Origin of the sequence: Bacillus sp. P14.5, assembly GCF_003316765.1 — a bacterium.
GTDB lineage: Bacteria > Bacillota > Bacilli > Bacillales > Bacillaceae_B > Rossellomorea.
Genome location: NZ_NIJF01000070.1, coordinates 41,226 through 66,486 on the forward strand (window position 1 = coordinate 41,226; position 25,261 = coordinate 66,486).

Genomic DNA, 25,261 nt, shown 5'->3' on the forward strand with positions numbered 1-25,261 from the left:
TTAAAATACTTCATAACTCGTTTGTTGTATCAAGACCTTTTTTCCTCTTTCAAGATCCATGTTATTCTGGAAACTGATTACCAGCCTTCCCACCGCATCTTCTCTCATTTCCAAGACCCGAATATTCGTAAGGCTTATCTGTTCCCTTGCCAGCACTCCTGTAATCTCAGCAATGACACCTGGATGGTCCGGAATATCGACATACAAATCATAAAAAGCAGGAATTGCTCCTTTGCTTTTCATCGGTAGTCCATCTCGGAATACCTTTGCCTCAGAGAAAAAACGAAACACACTTCCGTTATCTTTCGCTTTAATTTTTTCAATGAGAGAACTCATACTTTCCTTCCATTCATCCAAAAGCTTGAGGAGCACCCGGCTGTTCTGTAAAGTGATGTCGCTCCACATCTGCGGGTCTGCGGATGCAATTCTGGTGGTATCTTTAAATCCTCCTGCAGCAAGCCTCGAAATATAAGGAAATTGACCTTCAGCCGTCTTGGCTGTATGGACCAGTGAAGAGGCAATCAAATGAGGGAAATGGCTTACCACACCGGTTAGTTCATCGTGTTCCCTTGCATTAAGTGCAAGGAACTTCGCTCTCGTTCCTTCAAGCCATCGCTGAAGTGCTGCTATTTCTTCCGGGGAGGTACCATCTCCGGGAGTCAAAATATAATAGGCGTTTTCAAAAAGAAGGTCTTTTGCAGCTTGAACACCGCTTTTATGAGATCCTGCCATCGGGTGACCCCCTATGAAAGCTGCCCCTTTCCCTGCAAGCTGCTTAGAGGCTTCCATGATGGGACTTTTCACGCTTCCCGCATCTGTAATTAAGACATTTTCTCGTAAAGTCAGATTCCCAAGTTTTTCAATCAATCCAACGATAGCGTTGACAGGGGCGGCAAGGATGATCAAATCCGCTGCTTCAGCAGCCTCTTCAAAAGAAGCAGCCTCTTCATCTATAATTCCGAGTTCCTTCGCCAGCTTCTGTTCACTTTTTTTACTGTCATACCCGATTATCCTGCTGTCCGGGTGCGCCTTTTTGATGCTGATGCAAAGGGAGCCGCCAATTAACCCTAATCCGGCAGCCAGAACGGTTCCTTTCAAAAGATTCACCCTCTTTTCTGCTTGTCTTGATTCGCGTCTTTTCCAATGTCTGTGTTTTAACCATAATAGCTCTTTAAGAAGCAGATGCTCCCCGCTCCATACGCACGTACTTTAATCTTCAGCTGCCCTTTTTCAGGAATTCCCTGATTGTTTTGATTAAGCCATCATTCTGCTCAGGAGTTCCTATCGTGATTCTCACGGCTGTCGGAAAGCCCAGTGCCTTTCCAGAACGGACGATATACCCTTTGCTTAATAGGAATTGAAAAACTTCATCTCCATCAACACCAAAATCGATCACGATAAAATTGGCTTGTGACGGAAAGTACTTCAGGTTCTTTTCTCTGCATAGCTCATAATACTGTTCCATGCCCTTTCTGTTTTCAATCCGGCACCCCTCAATGAACTCCTGGTCGGTGAGAGCAGCTGCAGCGGCACCCTGGGCAACGATATTATTGTTAAAAGGCTCCCGCAATGGTTCCAGCTTCGAGATAATTTCTTCATTGGCGATTCCGTAGCCGACACGAAGCCCTGCAAGTCCATAGGCTTTAGAAAAAGTCCTTGTGACCAAAAGACGGGGATACTTCTGTACCAGATCCACGGAATCATAATAGTCTCCTGCTGTCACATACTCAAAGTAAGCCTCATCCAAAACCGTCAATACATGTGATGGGACATTGTCCAAGAAACTGGTCAATGCTTTCTCTGATATGTACTCTCCACTTGGATTGTTTGGACTGCAAAGCCATACGACAGCTGTTTCTTCATCAATGGCTTCAAGCATTTCATCAAGGTTGTGGCGGCCGTATTCATCCAGCACAACCTCTTTCACTTCTGCCCCTTCAATTACAGCATTGTGTTTGTACTGAGGAAATGTCGGTCTCGCCATTACCGTATTCGTTCCCTGCTGCAGGAGCCCCCTCGCAATAATTTGTATGATTTCATCGGATCCGTTCCCAAGGATCACTTCTTTTTCTGACACTCCCAAGTGCGAAGAAAGTGCACTCCTAAGCGTCTTAGCATATCCATCAGGATAAATGGAATAAGTGAAGTCCGCCTTTTTCAAGTACTCTTCTACTCTCGCCGAAAATCCGAACGGGTTCTCATTCGAAGATAACTTTACGATTGAGTCAAGCCCATATAACTTCTTCACATCATCTATTGTTTTGCCAGGCTGATATGCTTTTAAATTCTCTATTTGTTTTTTCCAATTCACTGTATATCCACCCTTCCCTTCAGTCCTCTAATACGTTATCACGTTAAAGCGTTACAATAATAATATTAACATATACTCTATGTTTATTTCTATATGGAGATGTACAGTGAATTTATGAGGTTGCCTAAGCAAAGAAATGTCTATGAAAAAAGACCTTGATTTTCCTCCAGAGGCTTCGCTGACTGCTCCGGTATAAGTGCGGCGGACAATTTTACTTATTCCTTTTACGATATGATACCGACTTCATTCATGATCCCTGATTCATCTATCTCGGAATGGCAGGTAGTCTGTACTTCCATTGCAGCGTTCACTCTTTTAGAGGCTCAGAACAAAATCGTGAGCTTCCTTCAGGTCTTCCTTGCTCACCTTTTTCATGAGAGGCTTGCCAATTTCCTGGAGAAGAACAAACCGGGGAATTTTATTCTCAGCTTTTTTGTCCCTTGTCATGACATCATATATATCGTCGAATGAATGTTCAGCTGCATAATCGGCTGTATATCCGAGCTGGTTGATCCATAAAAGGAACTCGGGCAGATCAAGACGCAATCCTGCATGCTTCACGCTGAGAAAAAGGGCGAAAACCATTCCGGTCATCACAGCTTCTCCGTGTGAAATCCCTTTGTACCCCGCGAGGTTTTCCAACGCGTGTCCAAAGGTGTGGCCAAAATTCAAATAAGCCCTTACCCCTTTCTCCCTTTCATCCATTTCCACGATTCCTGCCTTAATGGCAATCCCCTGCTTTAAAGAGTCTATAAGAAAAGGGTGGTCAATTGAAGAAAGGGTTGCCACGTTTTCTCTCAGCCTCGTATAAAAAGCTTTGTCCGCTATCAAAGAGTGCTTGATAACCTCTGCCATGCCAGACCTGATTTCTTTGAGGGGCAGACTTTCCAAAAATTTCGTGTCATAAATCACGGCTTCAGGATGATAAAATTGTCCAATCATATTTTTCCCAAGTTCATGATTGACGGCTACTTTTCCTCCTACTGAACTATCATGAGCAAGGATGGTTGTCGGAAGTCCGATAAACCTTACTCCCCTCATATAAGTGGATGCGGCAAATCCCGCTAAATCCCCGCAGGCCCCGCCTCCAAACGCAATGATGCACGATTGGCGGTCCAGCCCCTTCTGAATGGCAAAAGTCATACAATCATCATAGACCTTCAACGTCTTTGCTTCCTCTCCTGAAGGCGCAATAAAGACAGAGTACTCAAGAGATGATGGGAGAAAACCTTTCAGTGTTTCACCATGTAAATCATATACAGTGCTATCGGCGATAATCATGATTTGTGAAATTGGGACTGCTTGTTCCAGCAGGAAATCCCTCAGCTTTCCCAATATGGCTCTGCCTATGTAAACAGGATATTGTTTTGAATCTGTAGAAATCTGCAAAATATCCATGGCTTAATACTCTCTGGAGTGCCGGCGGTATTCAGCAACAGAATTTTTTAATGCCTGGAATTGATCGCTGTTGAATTGTTCCGTTATGGCATTAGCCAATTCCCATGCCACCACCGATTCGGCAACAACGCTTGCCGCGGGTACTGCACAGCTGTCAGACCGCTCTATACTTGCTGAAAATTCTTCCTTGCTTTCAATGTCCACACTTTTTAATGGTTTATAAAGGGTGGGGATAGGCTTCATAACACCTTTCACAATAATCGGCATACCAGTCGTCATGCCTCCTTCAAATCCACCCAGTCTGTTGCTTTTACGGTAATAGCCCTTCTCTTCAGTCCAAGCAATCTCATCATGGACTTCACTCCCTGGTTTTCTTGCCATTTCAAAACCAAGGCCGAATTCTACTCCTTTAAATGCATTTATACTCATGATGGCCATTGCGATTTTGGCATCAAGCTTTCGGTCATAGTGTACGTAACTGCCTATCCCCGGAGGCATTCCTTCCACGATGACTTCAACCACGCCGCCGATAGAATCTCCGGACTTCTTGGCAGAATCAATTGCCGCCATCATTTTCACAGCTGCTTCATCATCTAAACAACGTACAGGAGAGTCCTCTGTTTTTTTATTAACTCTTCAACAGATGAATAGGTTACTTCTTCTGCTATAATTCCACCTATCTCCCTTACATGGCCTGCCACTTTGATACCCAGCTCATTCAACAGCTTTTTGGCTACAGCTCCAGCTGCCACCCTTACTGTCGTTTCCCTTGCAGAGGATCTTTCAAGAACATTTCTGAGATCACGATGGCCATACTTAATTCCGCCATTCAAATCAGCATGACCGGGACGCGGTCTTGTAATCTTCCTTTTGACTTCTTCCTGCTCATCAGGAGAAATGTGTTCGATCCCCATAACTTTCGTCCAATGGGTCCAGTCTTTATTTTCAACTAAAAGCGCGAGTGGTGAGCCAAGCGTCAGCCCATGCCTCACTCCCCCGGCAATATTGACCCGGTCTTTTTCAATCTGCATTCTGCGGCCTCTTCCGTAACCCTTCTGGCGCCTCGCCAGCTCATCATTAATATCTTGAGCACTTATAGGCATTCCTGCAGGCAAACCCTCAAGGATAGCCGTTAATTGTGGGCCATGTGACTCCCCGGCTGTTAAATATCTCATCCAGTATTCCCCTTCCCTGCTTAAATAATTTTGTATCAATATAACACATTCTTCCGCCAAAAACATAGAAGATAATCTTTTGCTTAATAGCTGTAAATTTAATTCTTCTTGCTGTGCCTAATCGGAAAAATCCCGCTTATATACCCAAACTCGATATCTCTTCAGCAGTTTAACTGGAAAATTTCCGCTAATTTAAGACTCAATGAAAGATTGTACTTCAAACCAAAATGACATGGAGTGGTCCGAAAACCAACAAAAAACGCCGTTTCACTCGGCGTTCCCCTTACTTTTTTCTATAAAAAAATGTATCCTCTGTCTCCAAACCATACTTGGCAGGATTGAATATCTGCTCGGTACTTCCAACAAACAGCACACCGCCAGGACGCAGGGCTGAACTGAAGTTATGGTATATTTCTTCCTTTGCTTCTTCGGTAAAATAAATCATGACATTCCGGCAAACGATTAGATCATGATGGGAATCATAAGAATCAGAGAGAAGATTATGTTTCTTGAATGAGACCCTGCTTTTAATTTGTGAAGATAGATTATAAAAATCGCCGCTTTTAGAAAAGTATTTCTGCTTAATAACAGCTGGGACTTCATTCAAAGAGCGCTCAGGGTATACTCCAAGCTTGGCTTTTGCAACTGCGTTATCATCTATGTCAGTAGCCTTTATAGATATTCCCGATAGGGGCTGGTGGTTGGAAAGCACCATGGCTATCGTATAAGGTTCTTCGCCTGTCGAGCAGGCAGCACTCCAAATTTTCAGCCTATTGTTCTGTGACAGCAGCCGCGGAAGGATCTTCTCCTCCAGAACTGACCATCTCTTTTCATTTCGGTAAAATTCTGTAACATTGATAGTCATCCTGTCGAGAAATTCATGCAAGAGCGGCGTGTCCATTTCAATTCCTTGGTAGAAGGCTCTAAAGTCAGAAAAACCTTTTTTTTCATAAAGAGAAGTCAGCCTTCTCTTCATCTGGGCTTCTTTGTAGAGGGAAAGATCGATTCCCGTTTTCTTATGTATATCTTTAGTGAAATGACTGTAATCATAAATCATCATGCAAACACTCCAGCAATGGTTAATAAGTTCCTTTCTAGTATAGCGGAAATTTTCAGAGAAAAGGGTAATTTAGCAGAAATAATAATAAACCGGGTATCTGGTTACAGCACCTAACTCCTCGGGATCCTATTACCCGCCCCCGCGGAGCCGCGCGCCTGGAACGGAAATCTATTACTAAAAAACAGCCACCATCTTTGAGAAAAGCTCATTTCGTAAAATTTGTTGCTATTTGATACTAATTCCGAAAAAGTAACCATATTAAGAGGGGAAAATCTGGGAACACCGAAAAGAAAAGAGCTACTCTCCCCCAATAAGAGATAAAACTCTTAGTATCCGGGGGAAAATCCGGCTCTTGGGATTTTTCCGAAAGCAACAATATATGTGAAAACAGCCTTGAGAAAAGAACGTATCTCTAACATTACAGCCTATATTCCCCTCCCGCCGCTTCCATCCTAAAGAACATTCATTCCTTTAAATTCCTAAACCCTAAATACATAAAAAGCCTGATCCAAGAGATAATCTACCTGGATCAGGCTTTTTTATTCCTTCCTCCCCCTATTCAGAAAAGGAAAGTTTCTATTAAATTAAAATTAGTAGATCCACTCATTCATCAATTTAGAGTATTCAACCAACTCTTCTTCTTTAAAGAATAAGCCGATTTCTCTCTCTGCGCTTTCAGGAGAGTCCGAGCCGTGAATGACGTTCTTACCTACAGTGATTCCAAAATCGCCGCGAATAGTTCCAGGTGCAGCATCCTTAGGGTTGGTAGCACCCATCATTGTACGAGCTGTAGTGATGACGTTCTCTCCTTGCCATACCATAGCGAATACAGGACCAGAAGTGATAAAGTCCACAAGCTCACCGAAGAATGGACGTTCTTTATGTTCGCCATAATGCTCCTCAGCCAATTCTTTAGAGATGCTCATCAACTTGGCACCAGCAAGTTGGAAACCTTTTTTTCAAAACGAGAAACAAATTCAGCAATCAAACCGCGTTGTACGCCGTCAGGCTTTACCATTAAAAATGTTTTTTCCATTTTTTTCCACTCCTAGATATGTATGTATGGGTCTCTATTTCATTTCCCACAAAAATGGTATCATTGATTTCACGTTTTGGCAACGTTTCCATTTGAAATTTTCTAAAATTTTCGCTTGCCGATGAAATTGGCGATGTCTCTCAACGTTTTGTTTGCCCCGTTCTTCGGCAGTCCTTCAAGCTCTTTTAATGCCTTCTTCAAATAACGCGAGCTGAGATCATGAGATTGTTCAATCGCCCCGCACCTTTTGATATCCTCGATAACGGCAGTCATGGATTGTTGATCAGCAGTCTCGTCGACTTGGATTATTCTCTCTTTTAACGCAGCATCCTGCATGGCGAATAAAACCGGCAGTGTAATATTCCCCTGGAGAAGATCGCTTCCGGCAGGTTTTCCCAACTCTTCCTCGTTTGCTGTAAAATCAAGAATATCATCCGTGATTTGAAAGGACATACCTACATTATATCCAAAACGATAAAGCTTCTTATGTATATGAGGCGGTGCTCCTGCTGAAATGGCTCCAAGCTGGCAGCTGACAGCTATCAACAAAGCCGTCTTCCTCTTTATTCTTCTGAGATAATCCTTGAGGCTCTGATCAAAACGGTATTTATCCTTGATTTGCTCAATTTCCCCAACTGTCAACTCAACGATGGCATTAGAAAGGATTTTGTGAGCATCTTCATTTTGGATTTTCGTCATATATTCAAGTGAACGAGCGAATATATAATCTCCCGTATACATCGCCGTCCTGTTATCCCACTGAGACTTAATCGTCGGTTTTCCTCTTCTAAGATCCGCATCATCGATCACATCATCATGAACTAGTGAGGCACTGTGAATGAGTTCCAAGGCAACTGCCACGTTCTTAATACTGTGAATGTCATAGCTGCCGAACTTCGCAGACAACAAAACAAAAACGGGGCGGATACGTTTTCCGCCCGCCTCCACCAAGTGAAGTGATGCTTCGTTTAAAAGAGGCGAGCGGGAATCGATAGCCTTTTTTAATTCATTTTCAATGAGGTCGATATCCGCTTTCAGAAACGAATATATCATTTTAAACTTCATTTCATTTCCACCCAGATTTAAATTTTTCTATTGATTATTTCTTTTGTACCCCATATGCATTGCCGCCACTCCGCCGGTATATGGCTTGTAAGCCACTTTATCAAAACCGGCTTTGCTGAACATATCCGAGAGCTCTTCCATGCCAGGAAAATCTTTGGCTGATTCCTGAAGCCAGGAATATTCACTATAGCTCTTAGCGAAAACCTTGCCGAACAAAGGCATCAGGAATTGAAAATAAAAATAATAAGCCTGACGGTAACCAAACATAGTTGGCTGGGAGGTTTCCAAGCAAACAGCCATTCCACCCGGTTTCAGCACCCGGTTCATTTCTTTAAGGACATGCAGGTAATCAGGTACATTTCTCAAGCCGAAGCCGATTGTGACATAATCAAATGAATTGTCCGTAAAGGGAAGTTCCATTGCGTTTCCATGAATCAGCTCCACTTGGTCCATCCCTGAATTACGTACCTTTTCTTCCCCGATTTTCAACATATTCTTACTGAAGTCCAGTCCTTTTACCGTTCCTGTTTCTCCGACCGCCTCCGCCAATGCCAGCGACCAATCAGCGGTACCGCAGCAAACATCAAGTGCGGAAGACCCTGGTTTGACGGCCATCCGTTTCATTGTATCTTTCCGCCATCTTTTGTGTTGTTGAAAACTTATAAGGGAGTTCATCTTGTCATAATTGCCGTATATTTTTTCAAAAACGGTATGAACTCTCTGCTCTTTTGACTGGTTCATCCATTAACCCTCTTCCGCAAAAATTTTCGTGTGTAGCCTCGTTTGTTTGAGCAAGGAATGGATGCGGTTTTCCACACCCAAGCCGACGAAGGATCCATTTCTCAACAGTTTTGCTGCCCTGTCCCTCGATTCACTGATGTATGTTGTGAATATCTCTTCCAGCAGCTGGTTACCTCTGCCCCCTGCTGAAGGGAGAATGTCCTGCGGCAGCAGTGCAGCCTTAACTGATGGAAAAACCGGCGTCACTATTCCTTGATTCAATTTATTTTTCTCGTTAAGCATCCGGCGCAAAAACAATATCTCGCTTACAAGTTCCATGCATTGTGCTGCACCATAGTGGCCATAAAAACTTGTTATTACAGCAGATTCAATTGTCCTGATGCTTTCCATGATATCATGAATGCTTGAATATTCTTGTTTATAAAGGGATATCTTGCTTTCATTCACCCTTTTAATAGCTTGTGCCAGTTGATTGATCAGGCTTACATTTTCAAGATCTGAAAGGATCTTATAATATTGACCGCTGAAATAAACTCCAGCTAAAACAGTCAATTGTCTCTCCTTCAAGGAACCGGTTGGTGAATTAGAAACTTTTTCATGGGTATCGAGGCCTATCTGGATCAGCATCACAGTCGATATGACCCGAATGATCTCATTCTCATCCAGCTCATGTCCACCTTGTAAAAATGGAACGAGCAAAAAGCTGATCCTGTCTTCATCAATTTGAGGAGAATCAATATACTTTTGCAAATAAGAGTAAGATAATTTCTCTTCCACATAGTGTTTTATTGATGCTTCAAGATGAAAACAGTCCAAACGTTTCATAAACCTAAATCCCCATTTCGTATATGTATCTACTTAGTCGTTTCAGCAACAAATATTATAACATAATAAGCTATACCGGGCGAATACTATATCTCCCCATTAGGCACTTAGACTGCCTTTACCCCTCATTTGGAAAGTCCGTTTTTAATTCCCTTTCCGAGAGGTCTTTGAACCTTCGCTCCAAACCGGCTTGACCCTGTGAGGGACACAAGGAGGCATTTCCATAGCTCCTTTAATCAGCCTTTTTAGAAAAGAAATTAAAGTGCAATAATCATTATTCCAAATTAATTTTTCCCCATTATTGGCAGTTGAAATTATTAGAAGTAATTCACAGTCATTAAGCAGCGGTACTATCGAGTGAAAAACCCGCAGCTGAATGCCACCGGCTAGAGGGATTATTTTTCTCTCATTTCACTTTCGATTTCTCCATTGCTTGTAATGATCTTCGCTTTGCCACGGACTTTGATTGCAGAAGTATGCTCTGTAAATTGAGCAATCATTACTTCTCCCCTATCAAGCTTTTCAGAATGATGAAATTTCGTGTCCGTCCCTCTAGTCAAGCCTATCACGTTTACTCCGTCTTCAATTGCCTTGATCACAATATAATCTGTTGAGTTGTTTGCCATTTTCTTCACTCCTGTTTTTAAAAATTTGATTTTCCTTTTCTGAAAACTCATATATGTATTACAAGTTCATTATGTTCATACTAATATTGTATCAAAGTTTATAGGAATCATGCTGATTCCAAGGTGACACCTGTTTCAATTACTGTTATCCGTAAACATAAAGTCTCTTTTAAACATTCTATAAATTAATAGTAGCACAAGGCCATTTATCCACCAAAGAGTGTTATTTTTAAAAAACGTTCTTTTCAGACTGATTTCGGCTGTTGAGAATTAATGGATTTCCGCTCCAGACGGACGACTCCGCGGGGCGGGCGGTGAATTAAAAAGCGGAAGCGGCCGTTCAGCGACGTACACATTTCAGGGCTCTCGGATGAGGTAAAGGAAACAAAACGAACGGAGTGAGTTGATGTTGACTTATCGCAAGGAGAGAGACCGAAATCTGCTAGCAGCTGGCCGCTGGAACTAGACGACGTTAGTCCCGCAGGAGATCGTACGCCTGCAGCGAAGATCCTTCTCCGGCAAGAACGAGATGGTAAAAGCGGATTCTCAAACAAATTTTTTAAAGAGCCCTTTAAATAATAGACTGTTTTCAATGAATTGTTGCATTCGGAAACATCTCTAGTGCAGGAATAGCCGGTTACCCAGTTACTCTCTCAAAAGGGGCACAGCACTTTTGTTCTTGCTTACCAGAATATTTCCTGTGAATAATGATTTCAACTTAGGAAGTTCATATAAAATAGCCACAAAGTTACGAAATGAGCCTTTAAAAAGGAAACGATGGTTTTTCCACTGTCTTCTGGCAAAATATAGTCTCAAGTGTACGTCAGCTTTTTTAATCAGGAAATCTTAAGGTATCCACTAAATTTAAAAAAGAGCCGCATGATGCGGCTCTTTTTTAACGCTTTAAAGTATGTAATTATTTTACTGCATCTTTAAGCGCTTTACCTGGTTTGAATGCAGGTACTTTGCTAGCTGAGATTTCGATTTCTTCACCAGTTTGCGGGTTGCGTCCTTTACGAGCAGCGCGTTCGCGAACTTCGAAGTTACCAAAACCGATTAATTGTACTTTATCACCATTTGCCAGTGCGTTTTGAATACTTTCAAAAACGGCATCAACTGCTTTTGTAGCATCTTTCTTAGAAAGCTCAGCAGCTTCTGCAACAGCATTAATTAGTTCTGTTTTGTTCATGCCATTCACCTCCTCCCAAAGGAAATGTTTCAGTCATGATTCATATAACTGTCTTGTTACATTAGTGAACATATTTTTCGGTTTCTATACATGAAGGTGAACAAAAACCTCAAAAAACGTTGTAGAATCAATGTTCGACATCAATTCTGTTAAAAGATTATCATATAAAAATAAGGTTAGCAAGAATAATCCAAGAAATAATGGGAATCTTTTCTTTTCCGGGCATTAAATTCTTCTTAACGAACGTTTTTGGCTGTTATTTTAACATTCAAAACGGATTCAACAAAGTAAATCCTTATATAGAAGGGCTTCTAAAGTTAAACCTGTTTCTTAATAAAGCAAAACTGTTTTCGCAAATATTGCGCCTTGTAAGATGTACAAAAAAAAAGACTCTCAAAAGAGAGCCTCCTACAAGATGATCGCTATCAGGCCGCCTGAACCTTCATTGATGATTCTTTCCAGCGTATCCTTCAATTTATACCGGGCGTTCTCAGGCATTAAGGACAATTTAGCCTGGATACCTTCTCTGACGATCGAGCTTAAGCTTCGGCCAAAAATATCCGAATTCCAAATTGAAAGCGGGTCATCCTCAAAGTCCTGCATCAGATATCTGACAAGCTCCTCGCTCTGCTTTTCAGTACCGATTATAGGTTCGAATTTAGACTGTACATCTACTTTAATCATATGAATAGATGGAGCTACAGCTTTCAAACTGACACCAAAGCGGGACCCTTGGCGGATAATTTCCGGCTCATCCAGACTCATATCAGCCAGCGAAGGAGCGGCAATACCGTACCCTGTTTGTTTTACCATTTTTAAAGCATCAGCTACCTGGTCATATTCACGCTTGGCATGAGAAAAGTCCTGCATCAGCTCCAGCAAATGATCCTTGCCGCGAATTTCAACACCGACTATTTCCTTCAGCACCTCATCGTACAGTTCATCTGGCGCGTATAGGTCAATCTCTGCTACACCCTGACCCATCTCGATTCCAGCTAATCCAGCTCTTTCAATGTACTCAAATTCGCTGAAGTAGTGCACTACCCGGTCGACATCCCTTAATCGTTTTATGTCTTTGACCGTTTCTTTGACTGCTTCCTGGTAATTTTCACGCAGCCAGTGGTCCTCATTCAGCACCATTACCCAGCTTGGAAGATTTACATTCACTTCAAGCACTGGGAATTCATATAATGCTTCGCGCAGTACATTGAGAACATCTGAATCTCTCATACTCTCAACACTCATAGCGAGTACAGGTATATCATACTTTTCCTGCAGTTGAATCCGCAGATCCTCAGTTTCAGGTGCATGTGGTTTGACGGAGTTGATCACCATGATGAATGGTTTTCCGACTTCTTTCAGTTCCTCGATTACTCTTTCTTCTGCAACTAAATAGTCACTTCTTGGGATCTCCCCAATCGAACCGTCTGTCGTGACAACCACACCAATAGTGGAGTGTTCCTGAATGACCTTCCTTGTTCCAATTTCAGCTGCTTCATGAAATGGGATCGGTTCCTCATACCAAGGTGTATTAATCATTCTTGGCCCATTCTCGTCTTCATAGCCTTTTGCTCCAGGGACTGTATAGCCCACACAATCGACCAATCGGATATTAACATCCAAGCCCTCATCCACGTGAACAGAAACCGCTTGATTCGGAACGAATTTCGGTTCCGTTGTCATGATAGTTCTGCCAGCTGCACTTTGAGGCAGTTCGTCTTGAGCTCGTGCCCGTTCTGATTCACTTGAAATATTAGGAAGGACGACTAGTTCCATGAATTTCTTGATGAATGTCGATTTCCCGGTTCGAACGGCTCCTACAACACCTAGGTAAATATCTCCGCCGGTTCTTTCTGCAATGTCTTTAAACAGATCTACTTTTTCCAAGAGATTCCCTCCAATCTTTATCTTCCAGGGATGTTTCATCCGCTTAGCTGTTTGGACAATATATATTTATGATGTTGTCCCAATTACTTATGACTATTAATATGTTTTTTTGCCTCCTTATTACTAAAAAGGGAAAATAAATACTGAAGACAAGAAAATTGCAGATTTGAAATGGGAGTAACGAAAATGAAAAAACCCCTTTCTATACAAATATATTTTGTAAGTAAGGGGTTATGCCTATTTAGTCATAAAGACCGGTTCATTCTTTTCATTTATAGTATATGCAGGCGAGTATGCCGGAACGAATGCAGAGTCTTCCGTCAGTATTGACCGGATATCTTCTCCTTCTTCCAATTTGTATTCTTGATCCTGCAGTTTTCGAGTTAAGTCATTTCGATAATCAACAAAAATTTCTCCGCTGCCGCTGATTAAAAGCGGCAGATTTTGCTTTGAATAAGGACTCACAACGAATGGCTCCTCATCATAACCAATCTGGGAATAATCAAGTGTATAAACATTGTCGGCAATACTCTCCTTGAATGGAGGGTAACCGGCTGAACGGATTCTGATATTGATTTCACGGATTTTCTCCGCAATCCTCAAATCAAAAATCTTTACTGTCGGCTTTTCTTCCACATCAATCAAGACATATTGAAAGATCCCGCCATTTTCATAGGCATTTCCGGGAACTTCGGAAAGGTACTGGCCTTTCAATTTGTTAAATTCGATCGGGTATTTTATATAAATGGGTGTGTCCTGGTCTTTCGTTTTAATCGGCAGGATCCCGCCATTATCTGACTGATATTTCTCAACAGCCGACTGGACCGCAGCGATTTGGTCATCATACGGCAGCTGATTCTTTTGCAGCTGTTCCTGGGGATATAAACAGCCGGTCAGAAGCGATACTGTAAGCACCATAAGCAGTGCGGCAATAATTTTCTTCAACGTAACACATCCTTCAAGCATAACTTCTGGTAATATTTTTACTTTCTATTCCTCTTCTATTTGTTTTCCATCAACAGTCAATAAAACTTAGTTCGTTGGCCCGCTTAACACTATATAGGCCATCATCAATCCGCCGGTAATCATTAAAACATATGCTATTAATGCAGTAACAAAGCGGAAAAAGCCTTTTTTTAATTTATATCTGCTTACGTAAATAGTTAATATGGCAAATATCATAAATCCCATGGAAGCAAATGAAACCCACATTTTCATCATCGAAGACATTGGACGTCCCTCCTTATTTGTCGAAAGTATTATATCACACCCTCCAATAATGTTAATAGAGAATGAAGATAATTCACGTTTATGTCGTATTTAGGTGGATATTTGTATTGATTTTTATTTGCTTCTCTTTTTGCAAAAAATGCAGCTATTGAAAAGTAATGGATTTCCGCTCCAGCCGTACGACTCCGCGGGGCGTGCGGTGAGCCTCGGATACGCCTGTATCAAAAGTGGAAGAGCCTTGGTCAGACCCGACAGGCAAATGTTCTCAAGAGAAAAAAAGGCGGTCTTTCCTTTTATTCTCTTGAGGTTATTTGACCCCGAGGTGCTAGGCGCTGGAACTAGATTGGGGGTTACGTTCCAGTGTGGGTACGTAACCTTGGTCTCACCTGTCCCGCTAGTCCCGCAAGAGATCTTACGCCTGCAGCGAAGATCCTCCTATTACAGGGAAGGAAGGTAAATAACGATCTAAAGCGACATTTTTTTATAAAAGCAAAGAAAATATACTTTTTCGCTATAAATAGGTTTCCGGAAAAATTCAAGACAGGATTCTTGCCTGATACCAAGGTTTTTCTCTCTAAACTGGGATGAGGTCTTTTCTCCTTGCTTTCCAAAATATCTTCGGTGGATAATGGCGTCTCTTACAAATTTCGCTCGTTAAAGATTCTGGATAATGAGTAGTAAAGCCTTTCCGCTTCAGACGCACTACTTCTCTACAATTACATTGTTTCTTATAAAATCGGTTAGTATGAAAGTCACTTTTCATAGGGCAAGGAGCTGAATTAAATTTCAGCACACGAAAGAATGATTTTAAAGGCCCTCAAAACCATAGCCGTCTGATCTGGCTGTATATATCTGAAGCCTGCCAGAGGTTTCTGGAGGGCATTTCTCCCTGTTTGCCGCTCCTTCCAAACACCCACATCCGACCCTCGGCAATTACGGCTGATAGTGCTTTTAAATCATGATTAAACGGCAATGAAGCCCATAGGCAGTTCCAATGCAGCAAAAAAAGACTGAAGCCGGGAAATTTCCCAACTCCAGTCCAAAGTGACAGTTACCCCATCCACGTTTAAAGCTGTTTATGTTCCATTCATCGTATGCAAATGAAAGGCATTTGCATCGTCGAATGCCCATTATTGTGAATTAATCCGTCATTTTTTCACCGAGTATATTGAACAGATCTTCCATTTCGTGGGTTTTCATCCTGCCCATTAATGAATCAACTGCCTGTTTTGGAGGAACGTCATTAAAAAGGACATCATAGAGCGCTTGGGTGATAGGCATCTGGACGTTGTACTTCTCCGCCAGCTGGTGGGCTGCTTTTGTAGTTCTGACGCCCTCAACGACCATTCCCATTTCATTCAGCACGTCCTGCAGGTTCATTCCTTTTCCAAGCTGGTTTCCCGCTCTCCAGTTTCTGGAGTGGACACTTGTACATGTCACAATCAAGTCGCCAATCCCCGTCAATCCTGAGAAAGTAAGCGGGTTTGCTCCCATCTTGGTACCCAGCCGCGCAATCTCAGCAAGTCCCCTCGTTATGAGAGCTGCTTTGGCATTATCGCCATATCCAAGACCATCAGTGATTCCCGCAGCAAGAGCGATGATGTTTTTGAGTGCCCCGCCTATCTCCACACCGATAACATCCGGATTAGTATAAACCCTGAAATGCTGATTCATGAAGAGATCTTGTACATGTTCTGCGGATTCCATGTTTTCAGAAGATACCGTGACAGTTGTCGGATGTCTCAAACTGACTTCCTCTGCATGGCTAGGGCCGGAAAGGACAACGACATCCTTTAATCCCGACTCACCCATTTCTTCCCTGATCATTTCAGAAATCCTCATCAATGTATCTGGCTCAATCCCTTTACTTACATGGACGATTGTCAAAGGCTTCGCTTCAGTGTGCTTAACTTTCTGAAGAACTTCCCTGACAGCTTTGGTTGGAACAGCCAGTATGACCGTCTCAGCCCCCTCAAGGGCTTTTACAAGGTCTGTATGGCCTATGATCCCTTTGGGCAGCTGTATGCCCTTCAGGTACTTTTCATTGGTATGTCTGGTGTTGATTTCCTCCATAAGCACTGCATTATGTCCCCACAGATTCACTCTGTGCTTATTATCCGCAAGCACCATCGCCAAGGCAGTACCCCAGCTGCCGGCACCGAGTACTGTAACAGTTTTCAAAGGATTCTCCACATTCACAACCTCCTGACCTATTTTCGTGCACGAGCAATAATCCTGATCGGTGTTCCTTCAAAGACAAAGGCTTCTCTTATCCTGTTTTCGAGGAATCGTGAATAAGAAAAGTGCATTAATTCAGGCTCATTTACAAAAACGACAAAGGTAGGCGGTTTCACAGCCACTTGAGTAGCATAAAATACTTTCAGTCGTTTTCCTTTATCGGTAGGTGTAGGATTCATTGCCACCGCATCGGCAATCACCTCGTTCAGAATACTGGATTGCACCCTCAACGCATGGTTTTCACTAGCCTGATTGATAACAGGTATCAGTGTGTGGATTCTTTTCTTAGTTTTAGCAGACAAGAAGAGGATAGGTGCGTAATCAAGGAAAAGGAAGTGCTCCCTAATGTTCTGCTCAAAAGCTTTCATCGTCTTTTCATCTTTTTCTACTGCATCCCACTTGTTGACCACAATGATGACTGCACGTCCCGCTTCATGGGCATAGCCTGCAATCTTCTTATCCTGCTCGATGATTCCTTCTTCTCCATCTATGACGACAAGAACCACATCGGACCGTTCAATCGCTCTTAAAGCACGTAGGACACTGTATTTCTCAGTGGATTCATATACTTTACCTTTTTCCTCATCCCCGCAGTGTCGATGATCACATAGTCCTGTCCATCGACTTTCAATCTGGAGTCAATAGCATCGCGGGTAGTGCCCGCCACATCGCTGACAATGACGCGATCCTCTCCAAGCATGGCATTGACAAGAGAAGACTTCCCTACATTCGGACGGCCGATTAAGGAGAACTTGATTACATCTTCTGCGTAATTGTCTCCTGAATGCTTGAAATTCCTGGCCACTTCATCAAGCAAGTCCCCAAGCCCGATACCGTGTGAACCCGAAATCGGGAAAGGTTCTCCGAATCCTAAAGAGTAGAAATCATAAATCATTTCTCTCATCTCAGGATTATCGATTTTATTTACCGCCAGTACGACCGGCTTCTTGGAACGGTAGAGGATTTTAGCGACGATTTCATCCGCAGCAGTCACTCCTTCGCGGCCATTGGTAAGGAAAATGATAACGTCCGCTTCATCAATGGCGATTTCCGCCTGCTGGCGGATCTGCTCAAGAAACGGCTCATCGCCGATCTCTATCCCTCCAGTATCAATAAGATTAAAATCATGTGTGAGCCAGTCAGCAGAGCTGTAAATCCGGTCTCTTGTCACTCCTGGAACATCTTCAACAATAGAAATCCGTTCTCCCACGATTCGGTTGAAGATGGTTGACTTCCCTACGTTGGGACGTCCAACAATTGCAACAACAGGTTTTGCCATATTGTTCACCCTTTCTGTTAATTAGGTACATTAAAGGCCGTTTTCATTCATCTGTTTCGTTTTTTTAGAAGCAGTACTTCCTAATGTTAATTGCAGGCTTTTTTCAAAAGGTTATATTAATGTTCCAGTGATTTCTTATATAATTCAGGAAAAGAGCCTGATTTAATTAATCATCATATCTCCAACGATTCATAATGCTTGTCTATATTGACTTCGGCTAATGCTGCTCAATCCCCCGTCCAGGAGGATAAATTAAAGACTGACCTTTTAAGGTTTATCTCCTTACAGGCCAGCCCCCTTAACTTCGTTATTTTATCAGTAAAAGCAAATTCTAGCAATTATTCTTCATATATCTTCGTTTTTATTTCAGTTATCAACTCAGGCTGTTTGCTCTGACTTTAAATCTCAAGGTCCTGATTTGCCTCAGGATACTAAGGGTTTTCTCTCTATACAGAGAAGCAGCTCTTTTCTTTCTTGCTTACCGGGATTTTTTCTGTGTTTTATCGCGTCCCTTAAAATATCCATATTAAATAGCAACAAAGTTTACGACTTAAAACAGATTCAACCAATACTCAGTGCCGTACGATGATGAATAAACCTTCATCCAATTCATGGGCTATTCCGTCCAGGATTGCCTCCAGATTGGCAGAAATCTTTAGTAACTCTTCTTGTGTCCGGCAATGAAATACAGCTGTACCGCTTGGACACTTTTCGGGGTAGGTGGTAACAGCCGCGAGTATGAATTTGTCCACTGAACTCATTTAAGCTTCCTCCCCTTTTTATTTGCTTTAGATTCAGTAGGCATCCTGATTGCGTTCTCAAGGGTAGGTACCTGGCTCAGGACCGCGATCGCCTTTTCACGATCCTTTTCTTGCGGAAGGACAAACACACCTACCCGCCCATCATCCAGATCTCTTTTGGCTAATGGAGTCAGGGCAGGGGTTCCGGAATCTTTATAAATCCCCAATGTTGTAGACATATCATGTAAAATTGCCTGCCGCTGACCCAGGTTGGCAATCGTTGATCTGGAGTCGAAGGATTTGGGTGTCAGTAAGAATCCCATCCCGTATCTAATTATTTCTTCCTGCCTCGCAGGCAGCCCTATATTCATGATATAAATATTATCAACATACAGGCCTGGTCCTTCAAAGTGAGGCTGCACAAACTCAATATCAACAATGTCCTTCAGTTTTCCTCCAGCCATCAGCCTGTGGGCCGCTATAATACTGATGATTCCCACAACTACAGCAGCCCAGAAATTCACGATAAGATAAGCTAAGGTGGTCAACAATGAAGAAAAAATCACCAGGTAATTCCGGCTTTCAAAAGCAATAGCGATTCCCTCTATATAAGTCGCTCCCCTTGGAACCAATTCAAACGCATCCAGCTCTGTCAATGTATTTCTTTCCATATTACGCACATCCCTGAATTGGGACGCTGCCACTGTCAAAAAAGTGATGGCTGTGAAGTTTTCTTCCAATAAGGCTGGAACTGCAATTGTGCCGAGCCCTGCTGCAATGAATCCAAGTGCGATATGTATGATTTTTCCATGCAGATAGGTAGGGTATTGACGATAATCCGTCCTAAGCATGTAGACACGAGTCAACGTCCCAATGAACACACCAAATACCACCGGATAAACGTATTCATTCATAAATTCTTGACTTCTCCTTTTTTAAGTGCAGATTTTATGAAGCTGGATTGAGTGTTGGATAATAACTGTAATAAGTGCAGGGCTCCTCCGCTGACCGCTATTATAGAAATCACGTCAAGAAAAAAGTGTCCCCCCGCTCCATAAGGAAAGTTTTGCTGCGCAAACACAGTACCTGTCAGGATCTCTCCAGTAATCAAGCCAATAACCAAAGCGAGCAGTCTCTTTTTCACCTGTTCAGAATCACTGTACAGCAAATAAGAAATTACCAGGAGTATGGCAGTAACCATTATTTTTTCATTCAAAAACATAATGACAGGATCATAAAACGATAAGAGTTTAAAGCTGGAGTATGATGCTCCGATAATAAAGCTGCTTAGAATTAGATAAAGTTTTTCGTGAAGATTATAATTCCTGGCAAACAGCATAGAAAACAGGAAAATAAGAACGGTTGTCAGCCCTGCGTGCATCCCGTCTATTCCTATCCCATAAGGAAAACTGATAATCAAAATCAGAGAGCCGGCAGAACTCTTCAAACGCCAGCCGCTTTTTTTATTCATTAAAAATGTACTGGCGATCCACCCCGCCCACATCAGCCATAAAAAAATCAACCCATTCATGTACCTACCTCCTATTATTCCATTATGGAAAATCTTTATGTAATCCATTCATGCATACTTAAAATCTTCTGAGAAAAATTAAAGGGAGGAGGTGTGGCTAATATGGGAAAAGATCGCCAAGAGAAAAAGCTGAGAAAAAGCGGCCGAGTTGAATCTGATAGGGACCAGACTTTGGAAAAAGCCGGAGCAACAAGATTGGAAGGACCAGAGGAATCCAGACGAAGACAAAGATAATTGGTGAACTTCATGTCCGTACACCGTTTTCGGTCTGGGTACAACAATGTTATTTGCGAAATGTATACCTGATTGATAAACACAAACACGTCTAGAGGTTCTCTCTAGGCGTTTTCATCCTGTTTTTAAAAGGGTTACAAAAGTTGTGAGGTTCTTTTGGGGGAGTCGGCTGCTCAGAGAGAGCTCTTGAGTCAAGGAGATCGACCGCTGCCCGATTCTTTGGGTCTCGTGGGGATTCCTTGAGACCCATTCTCCGGACTTTTTCGTTTCCTTGGGTCTCTTAGGGCTTCCTTGAGACCTATTCTTCGGACTTTATCGTTTCCTTGGGTCTCTTAAAGCTTTCTTGAGACCTTCTCTTCTTACTTTTTTGATTCCTTGGGTCTCTTAAAGCTTTCTTGAGACCCTCTCTTCTTCCTTTTTTGATTTCTCGGGTCTCTTACGGCTTCCTTGAGACCCTCTCTTCTTCCTTTTTTGATTTCTTGGGTCTCTTAAGGCTCCCTTGAGACCTTCTTTTCTTACTTTTTTGATTTCTTGGGTCTCTTAAGGCTTCCTTGAGACCTTCTTTAGCACGTTTTTCGTTTCTTTGGGTCTCTTAGAGCTTCCTTGAGACCTTCTCTTCTTACTTTTTTGATTTCTTAGATCTCTTGGGGCTTTCTTGAAACCTTCGTTGGCACTTTTTTGGTTTCCTTGGGTCTCTAAAAGTTTCCTTGAGTCCTTCTTTAGCACTTTTTTCGTTTCCATAGGTCTCTATGAGCTCATATAATATTCTTCATCCTTTTCCTCTGCAGAATCTCTAAAAGCCCCATGAGTCCCTATCCTTCACACTTTTGTTCCCTCTAGAAAACCACAAAAAAGCCGACCATAGTTGGCCGGCTTTTATAGATTACTTTTTGAAATTCTTTAATTTATCCCCGATCATATCACCAAGCTGGAAGCCAGTGTTTTCTTCAGGCATTTCATAATTATCATATTCATCAACAGGCTTCTCTTCTAATTCCTTGATGCTCAATGATAAACGCTGATCATTTTCGTTGACATCAAGTACTTTCACCTTAACAGTCTGGCCCTCTTCCAGTACTTCATGAGGTGTACCGATATGCTTATGTGAAATTTGAGAAATGTGAACCAGGCCTTCGACTCCAGGGAATACTTCGACGAACGCACCATAGGATACAAGGCGTTTCACTTCGCCTTCAAGAACTTCGCCTCTTGGCGCTTTACTTGCAATGTCATTCCATGGTCCAGGCAGTGTTTCTTTAATAGATAAAGAAATTCTTTCGTTATCTCTGTCTACGGAAAGCACTTTGACATTGACTTGCTGGCCTTCTGTTACTACATCAGATGGCTTTTCCACATGCTCATGTGAGAGCTGGGAAATATGGACAAGACCGTCAACACCGCCGATATCCACGAACGCTCCGAAATCAGTCAGGCGCTGAACCGTTCCTTCGAGCACTTCGCCAGTTTGGATTTTATCCAGGACTTCTTTCTTCTGCTCTTCCTTTTGCTCTTCAACGACAGCGCGATGAGAAAGGATTAAGCGGTTTTTATCTTTTTCAAGTTCTACAATTTTAAAAGTAAGTGATTTTCCTTTATAGTCACTGAAATCTTCTACATAGTGATCTTCCACAAGTGAAGCCGGAACAAATCCGCGGACACCAAGGTCAACGACAAGGCCGCCTTTTACGACATCCTTAACTTCCGCTTCGAATACTTCCCCGCTTTCAAAACGGTTCTGCATTTCGTCCCATGCTTTTTCAGCGTCAACTTTGCGCTTGGAAAGAACCAGGAGTTCCTCTTCCACTTTAGTTACGATTAAATCAAGTACATCGCCTTCCTGGCAAGCATCAGAAGCTTTTTCAATATGGAGGCTGGATAATTCACTGATTGGAATGATGCCGTCCACTTTACTGCTTTCTACGTCAACCAGGACCTGCTTTTCTTCAACTTTCGTGACTGTTCCTTTAACCTTGTCACCAACTTCAAGGTTATTTACTTCCACTTGGTTCATGTCTTCTACCATATGTACTCCTCCTTAATCCATGACTGCTAATCTTTTTAAAGTGAATGAATTCACATTTCTTTAAAAATATTCTTTCTATTAACTTCTAATAAATAGGCTCATTTGTCAAGCAGAAAAGCTCATTGATGCTTATCCAAAAGTTTTTGGATATCCGCCATTATGACTTCAGTTACTTTTTCAGCGTTGGCCTTCTCGGCACGCAGTACTTCAATATCGACAGGCGGTCCGAAGACAACTTTCAGTTTTCGGAAAGGCTTGTAGGAGCCAATGATGGCACATGGCACTACAGCAGCGTCTGTCCGCAAAGCAAAGAATCCTGCACCAGCAAGCCCTTTACCTAACTTTCCGGTTTTACTTCTAGTACCCTCAGGAAAAAGACCTAAAACATTATTTTCCTTTAAAATTTTCATTCCTGTCCTGAGCGCCTCTCTGTCACTCATTCCCCGCTTAACAGGGAAGGCATGGACGTGCGGCAGTATTTGCTTCAGGATAGGCGCCTTGAATAATTCTTCTTTTGCCATAAAAGCGACCGGTCTTGGACAGCTGATGCCCACTACAGGAGGATCCAGATTATTGATGTGATTGCTGCAAAGAAGGACTCCCCCGTCTTTCGGGAAGTGTTCTGTCCCCTGCACTTCTATTCTATAGAGTGGCCCAAGGATGCTTTTCACAACTCCTTTTGCAAAGTAATAAAACTTCATCAGGCGCCAGTCCTTTCAGATACCAAATTCAGGATCGTGGAGGCTACTTCTTCTATCCCCAGCGAAGTAGTATCGATTTCAACTGCATCGCTTGCTTTTTTAAGTGGTGCAACTTCTCTTTCGGAATCGAGTTTATCTCTTTGCGCGATTTCTGATTTCAACTTGCCAAGATCAGAAGGAATATTTTTTCTGGTATTCTCGCTGTGTCTTCTTTGTGCCCTTTCCTCAACGCTGGCCAGCAGGAAAATTTTCACTTCCGCATCCGGAATGACGTGCGTACCTATATCTCGGCCATCCATTACCACACCGCCTTCATTTGCGAGTTCCTGCTGCCTTTTGACCATTTCTTCACGGACCAGGCGATGTTTAGCAGCTATGGAAACTGAGTTTGTAACATTATTCTGCCTGATTTCCTGCGTAACCTCATTACCATCCACGAAAACAAGCTGGCCTTCTTCACCAGGCTCAAGATCGATGGTAGTTTGAATCAGCAGTTCATGCAGGTTGCCCTCGTCGTTCAAGTCAACCTCGTTTTGTATGGCTTTATAGGTAATTGCCCTGTACATTGCTCCTGTATCAATATAAATGTATGAAAGCTTTTCAGCTACGATTTTGGCAACCGTGCTTTTTCCGGCTGCTGCCGGCCCGTCGATTGCAATCCTTAATTTCTTTTCCATTCCAATACACCCACTTTATAATCTATTGCTTAAATCCTCGTATATTTTACCATAAAAAAGGATTAGACACATAGAATGTTCCAATCTCCCGAAACCTGTTCATCCTGTTCTGCTCCCTCTATTTGGATACAAAAAAAGAGAGATCACTCAATCTCCCCCTGGTGAATCTATGGTTCATTGTTCAATACCTCAATTATCTCAGTATAATCCTGCTTGTTGACTCCTTCATAAAATGCCAACTTATTCATCTCAGGCAGAAAGTGAAACGCATGAAAAGCAACTTGTATAACCAGCAGCAGGATAAAATGAAAAATAGCCAGTTTAATAATTATTCGTTCGATTGCTCTCATTTCTATATCTTCCATTCTTTTAGGATTTACTAAAAGTATGGGTTGTCCTGCCTTTTTTATTCTTTCCTTTGATTCTCTTGCTTACATTCTCTTCTTTCTTTTAATTCTTCAGCCTTTGACTCTCTTGCTAAGCGCTTTTTAGAGCAGGCTGTATTCATCTATATTGACTCTTCTGGAGAAATCTGCCAGATTTTCCTGACACTAAAACGGGGAGAGCAGCCCATCGTTAATTTTCCAACGACAAAACCCCGGAATAAAATCATAAGCTCTATTCAATCAGGCCTTTATTTCTCAAAGAAAGCTGCCTTTCAAAGCAAAAACGGAGGATGTTCTGCTGCTGCAGATCCTTAAGTTCATCGAACTCCAGGGACGCAACCCTGCCAAAACCGGTATCCCATACCCTGACGACTTTTCCTGGGACATTGAAATAATGATATTCCCCTGTCTGCATGAGCAAAACCAGTATAATTTCTACTTTCATTCCTGTTTCATAATGATGGTTCTTCAGGACCTTGACCGCACATCCTCCAGCACTAAGATCCGTTGTAATGGTCGTATAGGAGGCTGAAGGGGTGATGACCGCCGCATCCACTGAGGTTTCGACCCTTACAAACTGCCTGCGCTGCACCTTTACAAGTTCTCCATCTCCTGGATAGTGCAGGCAGATCATCGGAATGTTGCTTTTCTTTCTTCCGGTAACTTCGGTTTCGAAAGAAAAGACAGTGGTTTCATTACATACAAAGCTTACCTTCAACTGGGTTCCGTCAATCAAAAATACGGTCCTTTCTGTCTCGGTATGGACAGGGTAATCGATATACAGCTTAGAGTCTTTAAACTCCACGGCTTTGCATCTGAATTTTTCTGCCTTATCCGCCTGGACCGGCTCTAATGTCAAAGTGGTTCCAATTTTCAACATAACTACACTTCCTATACGTTTGCATCATT

At 42.4% G+C, this 25,261-nt stretch carries 23 protein-coding genes and 3 pseudogenes; 1 reads left to right on the forward strand and 25 read right to left on the reverse strand.

Going from position 1 to position 25,261, the window contains the following annotated elements; translation table 11 throughout:
- The 19 genes and pseudogenes from B9Z54_RS12110 to B9Z54_RS12205 form a co-directional block, all read right to left on the reverse strand.
- Window positions 1-1,098, reverse strand: a complete 1,098-nt coding sequence (locus B9Z54_RS12110; RefSeq protein WP_113928646.1) for a prephenate dehydrogenase — start codon at window positions 1,096-1,098, stop codon at window positions 1-3.
- A 118-nt stretch (window positions 1,099-1,216) separates the two neighbouring features.
- On the reverse strand, window positions 1,217-2,311 hold the full coding sequence (hisC, locus tag B9Z54_RS12115; RefSeq protein WP_113928647.1) for a histidinol-phosphate transaminase: 1,095 nt from the start codon (window positions 2,309-2,311) through the stop codon (window positions 1,217-1,219).
- Between the two features lie 315 nt (window positions 2,312-2,626).
- Window positions 2,627-3,709, reverse strand: a complete 1,083-nt coding sequence (gene aroB / locus B9Z54_RS12120; protein ID WP_113928648.1) for a 3-dehydroquinate synthase — start codon at window positions 3,707-3,709, stop codon at window positions 2,627-2,629.
- A 3-nt stretch (window positions 3,710-3,712) separates the two neighbouring features.
- Window positions 3,713-4,884 (reverse strand): annotated as a pseudogene (aroC, locus tag B9Z54_RS12125) (chorismate synthase).
- 283 nt (window positions 4,885-5,167) lie between these two features.
- Window positions 5,168-5,938 carry a CheR family methyltransferase gene (locus B9Z54_RS12130; RefSeq protein WP_481747792.1) on the reverse strand — a complete coding sequence of 257 codons (771 nt, stop codon included), beginning with the start codon at window positions 5,936-5,938 and terminating at the stop codon, window positions 5,168-5,170.
- A 596-nt stretch (window positions 5,939-6,534) separates the two neighbouring features.
- Window positions 6,535-6,980: pseudogene (gene ndk / locus B9Z54_RS12135) on the reverse strand (nucleoside-diphosphate kinase).
- 102 nt (window positions 6,981-7,082) lie between these two features.
- On the reverse strand, window positions 7,083-8,045 hold the full coding sequence (gene hepT, locus B9Z54_RS12140) for a heptaprenyl diphosphate synthase component II (protein WP_113928650.1): 963 nt from the start codon (window positions 8,043-8,045) through the stop codon (window positions 7,083-7,085).
- Window positions 8,046-8,072: 27 nt separating this feature from the next.
- On the reverse strand, window positions 8,073-8,786 hold the full coding sequence (locus tag B9Z54_RS12145) for a demethylmenaquinone methyltransferase (RefSeq protein WP_113928651.1): 714 nt from the start codon (window positions 8,784-8,786) through the stop codon (window positions 8,073-8,075).
- Window positions 8,787-8,789: 3 nt separating this feature from the next.
- On the reverse strand, window positions 8,790-9,611 hold the full coding sequence (locus tag B9Z54_RS12150) for a heptaprenyl diphosphate synthase component 1 (protein WP_113928652.1): 822 nt from the start codon (window positions 9,609-9,611) through the stop codon (window positions 8,790-8,792).
- 395 nt (window positions 9,612-10,006) lie between these two features.
- Window positions 10,007-10,237 carry a trp RNA-binding attenuation protein MtrB gene (mtrB, locus tag B9Z54_RS12155; RefSeq protein WP_162785193.1) on the reverse strand — a complete coding sequence of 77 codons (231 nt, stop codon included), beginning with the start codon at window positions 10,235-10,237 and terminating at the stop codon, window positions 10,007-10,009.
- Between the two features lie 916 nt (window positions 10,238-11,153).
- Window positions 11,154-11,426 carry an HU family DNA-binding protein gene (locus tag B9Z54_RS12160; RefSeq protein WP_113928653.1) on the reverse strand — a complete coding sequence of 91 codons (273 nt, stop codon included), beginning with the start codon at window positions 11,424-11,426 and terminating at the stop codon, window positions 11,154-11,156.
- A gap of 408 nt (window positions 11,427-11,834) precedes the next feature.
- On the reverse strand, window positions 11,835-13,313 hold the full coding sequence (gene spoIVA / locus B9Z54_RS12165) for a stage IV sporulation protein A (RefSeq protein WP_113928654.1): 1,479 nt from the start codon (window positions 13,311-13,313) through the stop codon (window positions 11,835-11,837).
- Window positions 13,314-13,550: 237 nt separating this feature from the next.
- Window positions 13,551-14,258, reverse strand: coding sequence for an LptM family lipoprotein (locus B9Z54_RS12170; protein WP_205207708.1), 708 nt, complete (start codon window positions 14,256-14,258; stop codon window positions 13,551-13,553).
- A gap of 87 nt (window positions 14,259-14,345) precedes the next feature.
- The gene (locus B9Z54_RS12175) at window positions 14,346-14,534 is read right to left on the reverse strand and encodes a DUF2768 domain-containing protein (protein ID WP_481747793.1); all 189 of its coding nucleotides are present in this window, start codon (window positions 14,532-14,534) and stop codon (window positions 14,346-14,348) included.
- A 1,149-nt stretch (window positions 14,535-15,683) separates the two neighbouring features.
- Complete coding sequence (locus B9Z54_RS12185) at window positions 15,684-16,736, reverse strand: NAD(P)H-dependent glycerol-3-phosphate dehydrogenase (protein ID WP_113928657.1); 1,053 nt, start codon at window positions 16,734-16,736, stop codon at window positions 15,684-15,686.
- A 17-nt stretch (window positions 16,737-16,753) separates the two neighbouring features.
- A pseudogene (gene der, locus B9Z54_RS12190) lies at window positions 16,754-18,060 on the reverse strand (ribosome biogenesis GTPase Der).
- 572 nt (window positions 18,061-18,632) lie between these two features.
- The gene (locus B9Z54_RS12195; RefSeq protein WP_113928658.1) at window positions 18,633-18,821 is read right to left on the reverse strand and encodes a capping complex subunit for YIEGIA; all 189 of its coding nucleotides are present in this window, start codon (window positions 18,819-18,821) and stop codon (window positions 18,633-18,635) included.
- Window positions 18,818-19,714, reverse strand: coding sequence for a YIEGIA family protein (locus tag B9Z54_RS12200; RefSeq protein WP_113928659.1), 897 nt, complete (start codon window positions 19,712-19,714; stop codon window positions 18,818-18,820). The genes B9Z54_RS12195 and B9Z54_RS12200 overlap by 4 nt, the downstream gene beginning before the upstream one ends.
- Complete coding sequence (locus tag B9Z54_RS12205; RefSeq protein ID WP_113928660.1) at window positions 19,711-20,331, reverse strand: YphA family membrane protein; 621 nt, start codon at window positions 20,329-20,331, stop codon at window positions 19,711-19,713. Before B9Z54_RS12205 ends, B9Z54_RS12200 begins: the two co-directional genes overlap by 4 nt.
- A gap of 102 nt (window positions 20,332-20,433) precedes the next feature.
- Here B9Z54_RS12205 and B9Z54_RS12210 point away from each other — a divergent pair, with 102 nt between their 5' ends.
- On the forward strand, window positions 20,434-20,565 hold the full coding sequence (locus B9Z54_RS12210) for a YpzI family protein (RefSeq protein ID WP_113928661.1): 132 nt from the start codon (window positions 20,434-20,436) through the stop codon (window positions 20,563-20,565).
- Window positions 20,566-21,105: 540 nt separating this feature from the next.
- Here B9Z54_RS12210 and B9Z54_RS12215 read toward each other — a convergent pair.
- The 6 genes from B9Z54_RS12215 to B9Z54_RS12240 form a co-directional block, all read right to left on the reverse strand.
- Window positions 21,106-21,306, reverse strand: coding sequence for a hypothetical protein (locus tag B9Z54_RS12215; RefSeq protein WP_113928662.1), 201 nt, complete (start codon window positions 21,304-21,306; stop codon window positions 21,106-21,108).
- 142 nt (window positions 21,307-21,448) lie between these two features.
- Entirely contained in the window at window positions 21,449-22,588 is a 1,140-nt protein-coding gene (rpsA, locus tag B9Z54_RS12220) for a 30S ribosomal protein S1 (protein WP_113928663.1), read from the reverse strand.
- Between the two features lie 119 nt (window positions 22,589-22,707).
- Window positions 22,708-23,289 carry a lysophospholipid acyltransferase family protein gene (locus B9Z54_RS12225; RefSeq protein WP_113928664.1) on the reverse strand — a complete coding sequence of 194 codons (582 nt, stop codon included), beginning with the start codon at window positions 23,287-23,289 and terminating at the stop codon, window positions 22,708-22,710.
- Window positions 23,289-23,966 carry a (d)CMP kinase gene (cmk, locus tag B9Z54_RS12230; RefSeq protein WP_113928665.1) on the reverse strand — a complete coding sequence of 226 codons (678 nt, stop codon included), beginning with the start codon at window positions 23,964-23,966 and terminating at the stop codon, window positions 23,289-23,291. The genes B9Z54_RS12225 and cmk overlap by 1 nt, the downstream gene beginning before the upstream one ends.
- Window positions 23,967-24,133: 167 nt before the next feature.
- The gene (locus B9Z54_RS12235; protein WP_240189904.1) at window positions 24,134-24,331 is read right to left on the reverse strand and encodes a YpfB family protein; all 198 of its coding nucleotides are present in this window, start codon (window positions 24,329-24,331) and stop codon (window positions 24,134-24,136) included.
- Between the two features lie 253 nt (window positions 24,332-24,584).
- The gene (locus B9Z54_RS12240; protein WP_113928667.1) at window positions 24,585-25,232 is read right to left on the reverse strand and encodes a flagellar brake protein; all 648 of its coding nucleotides are present in this window, start codon (window positions 25,230-25,232) and stop codon (window positions 24,585-24,587) included.
- Between the last annotated feature and the right edge of the window lie 29 nt (window positions 25,233-25,261).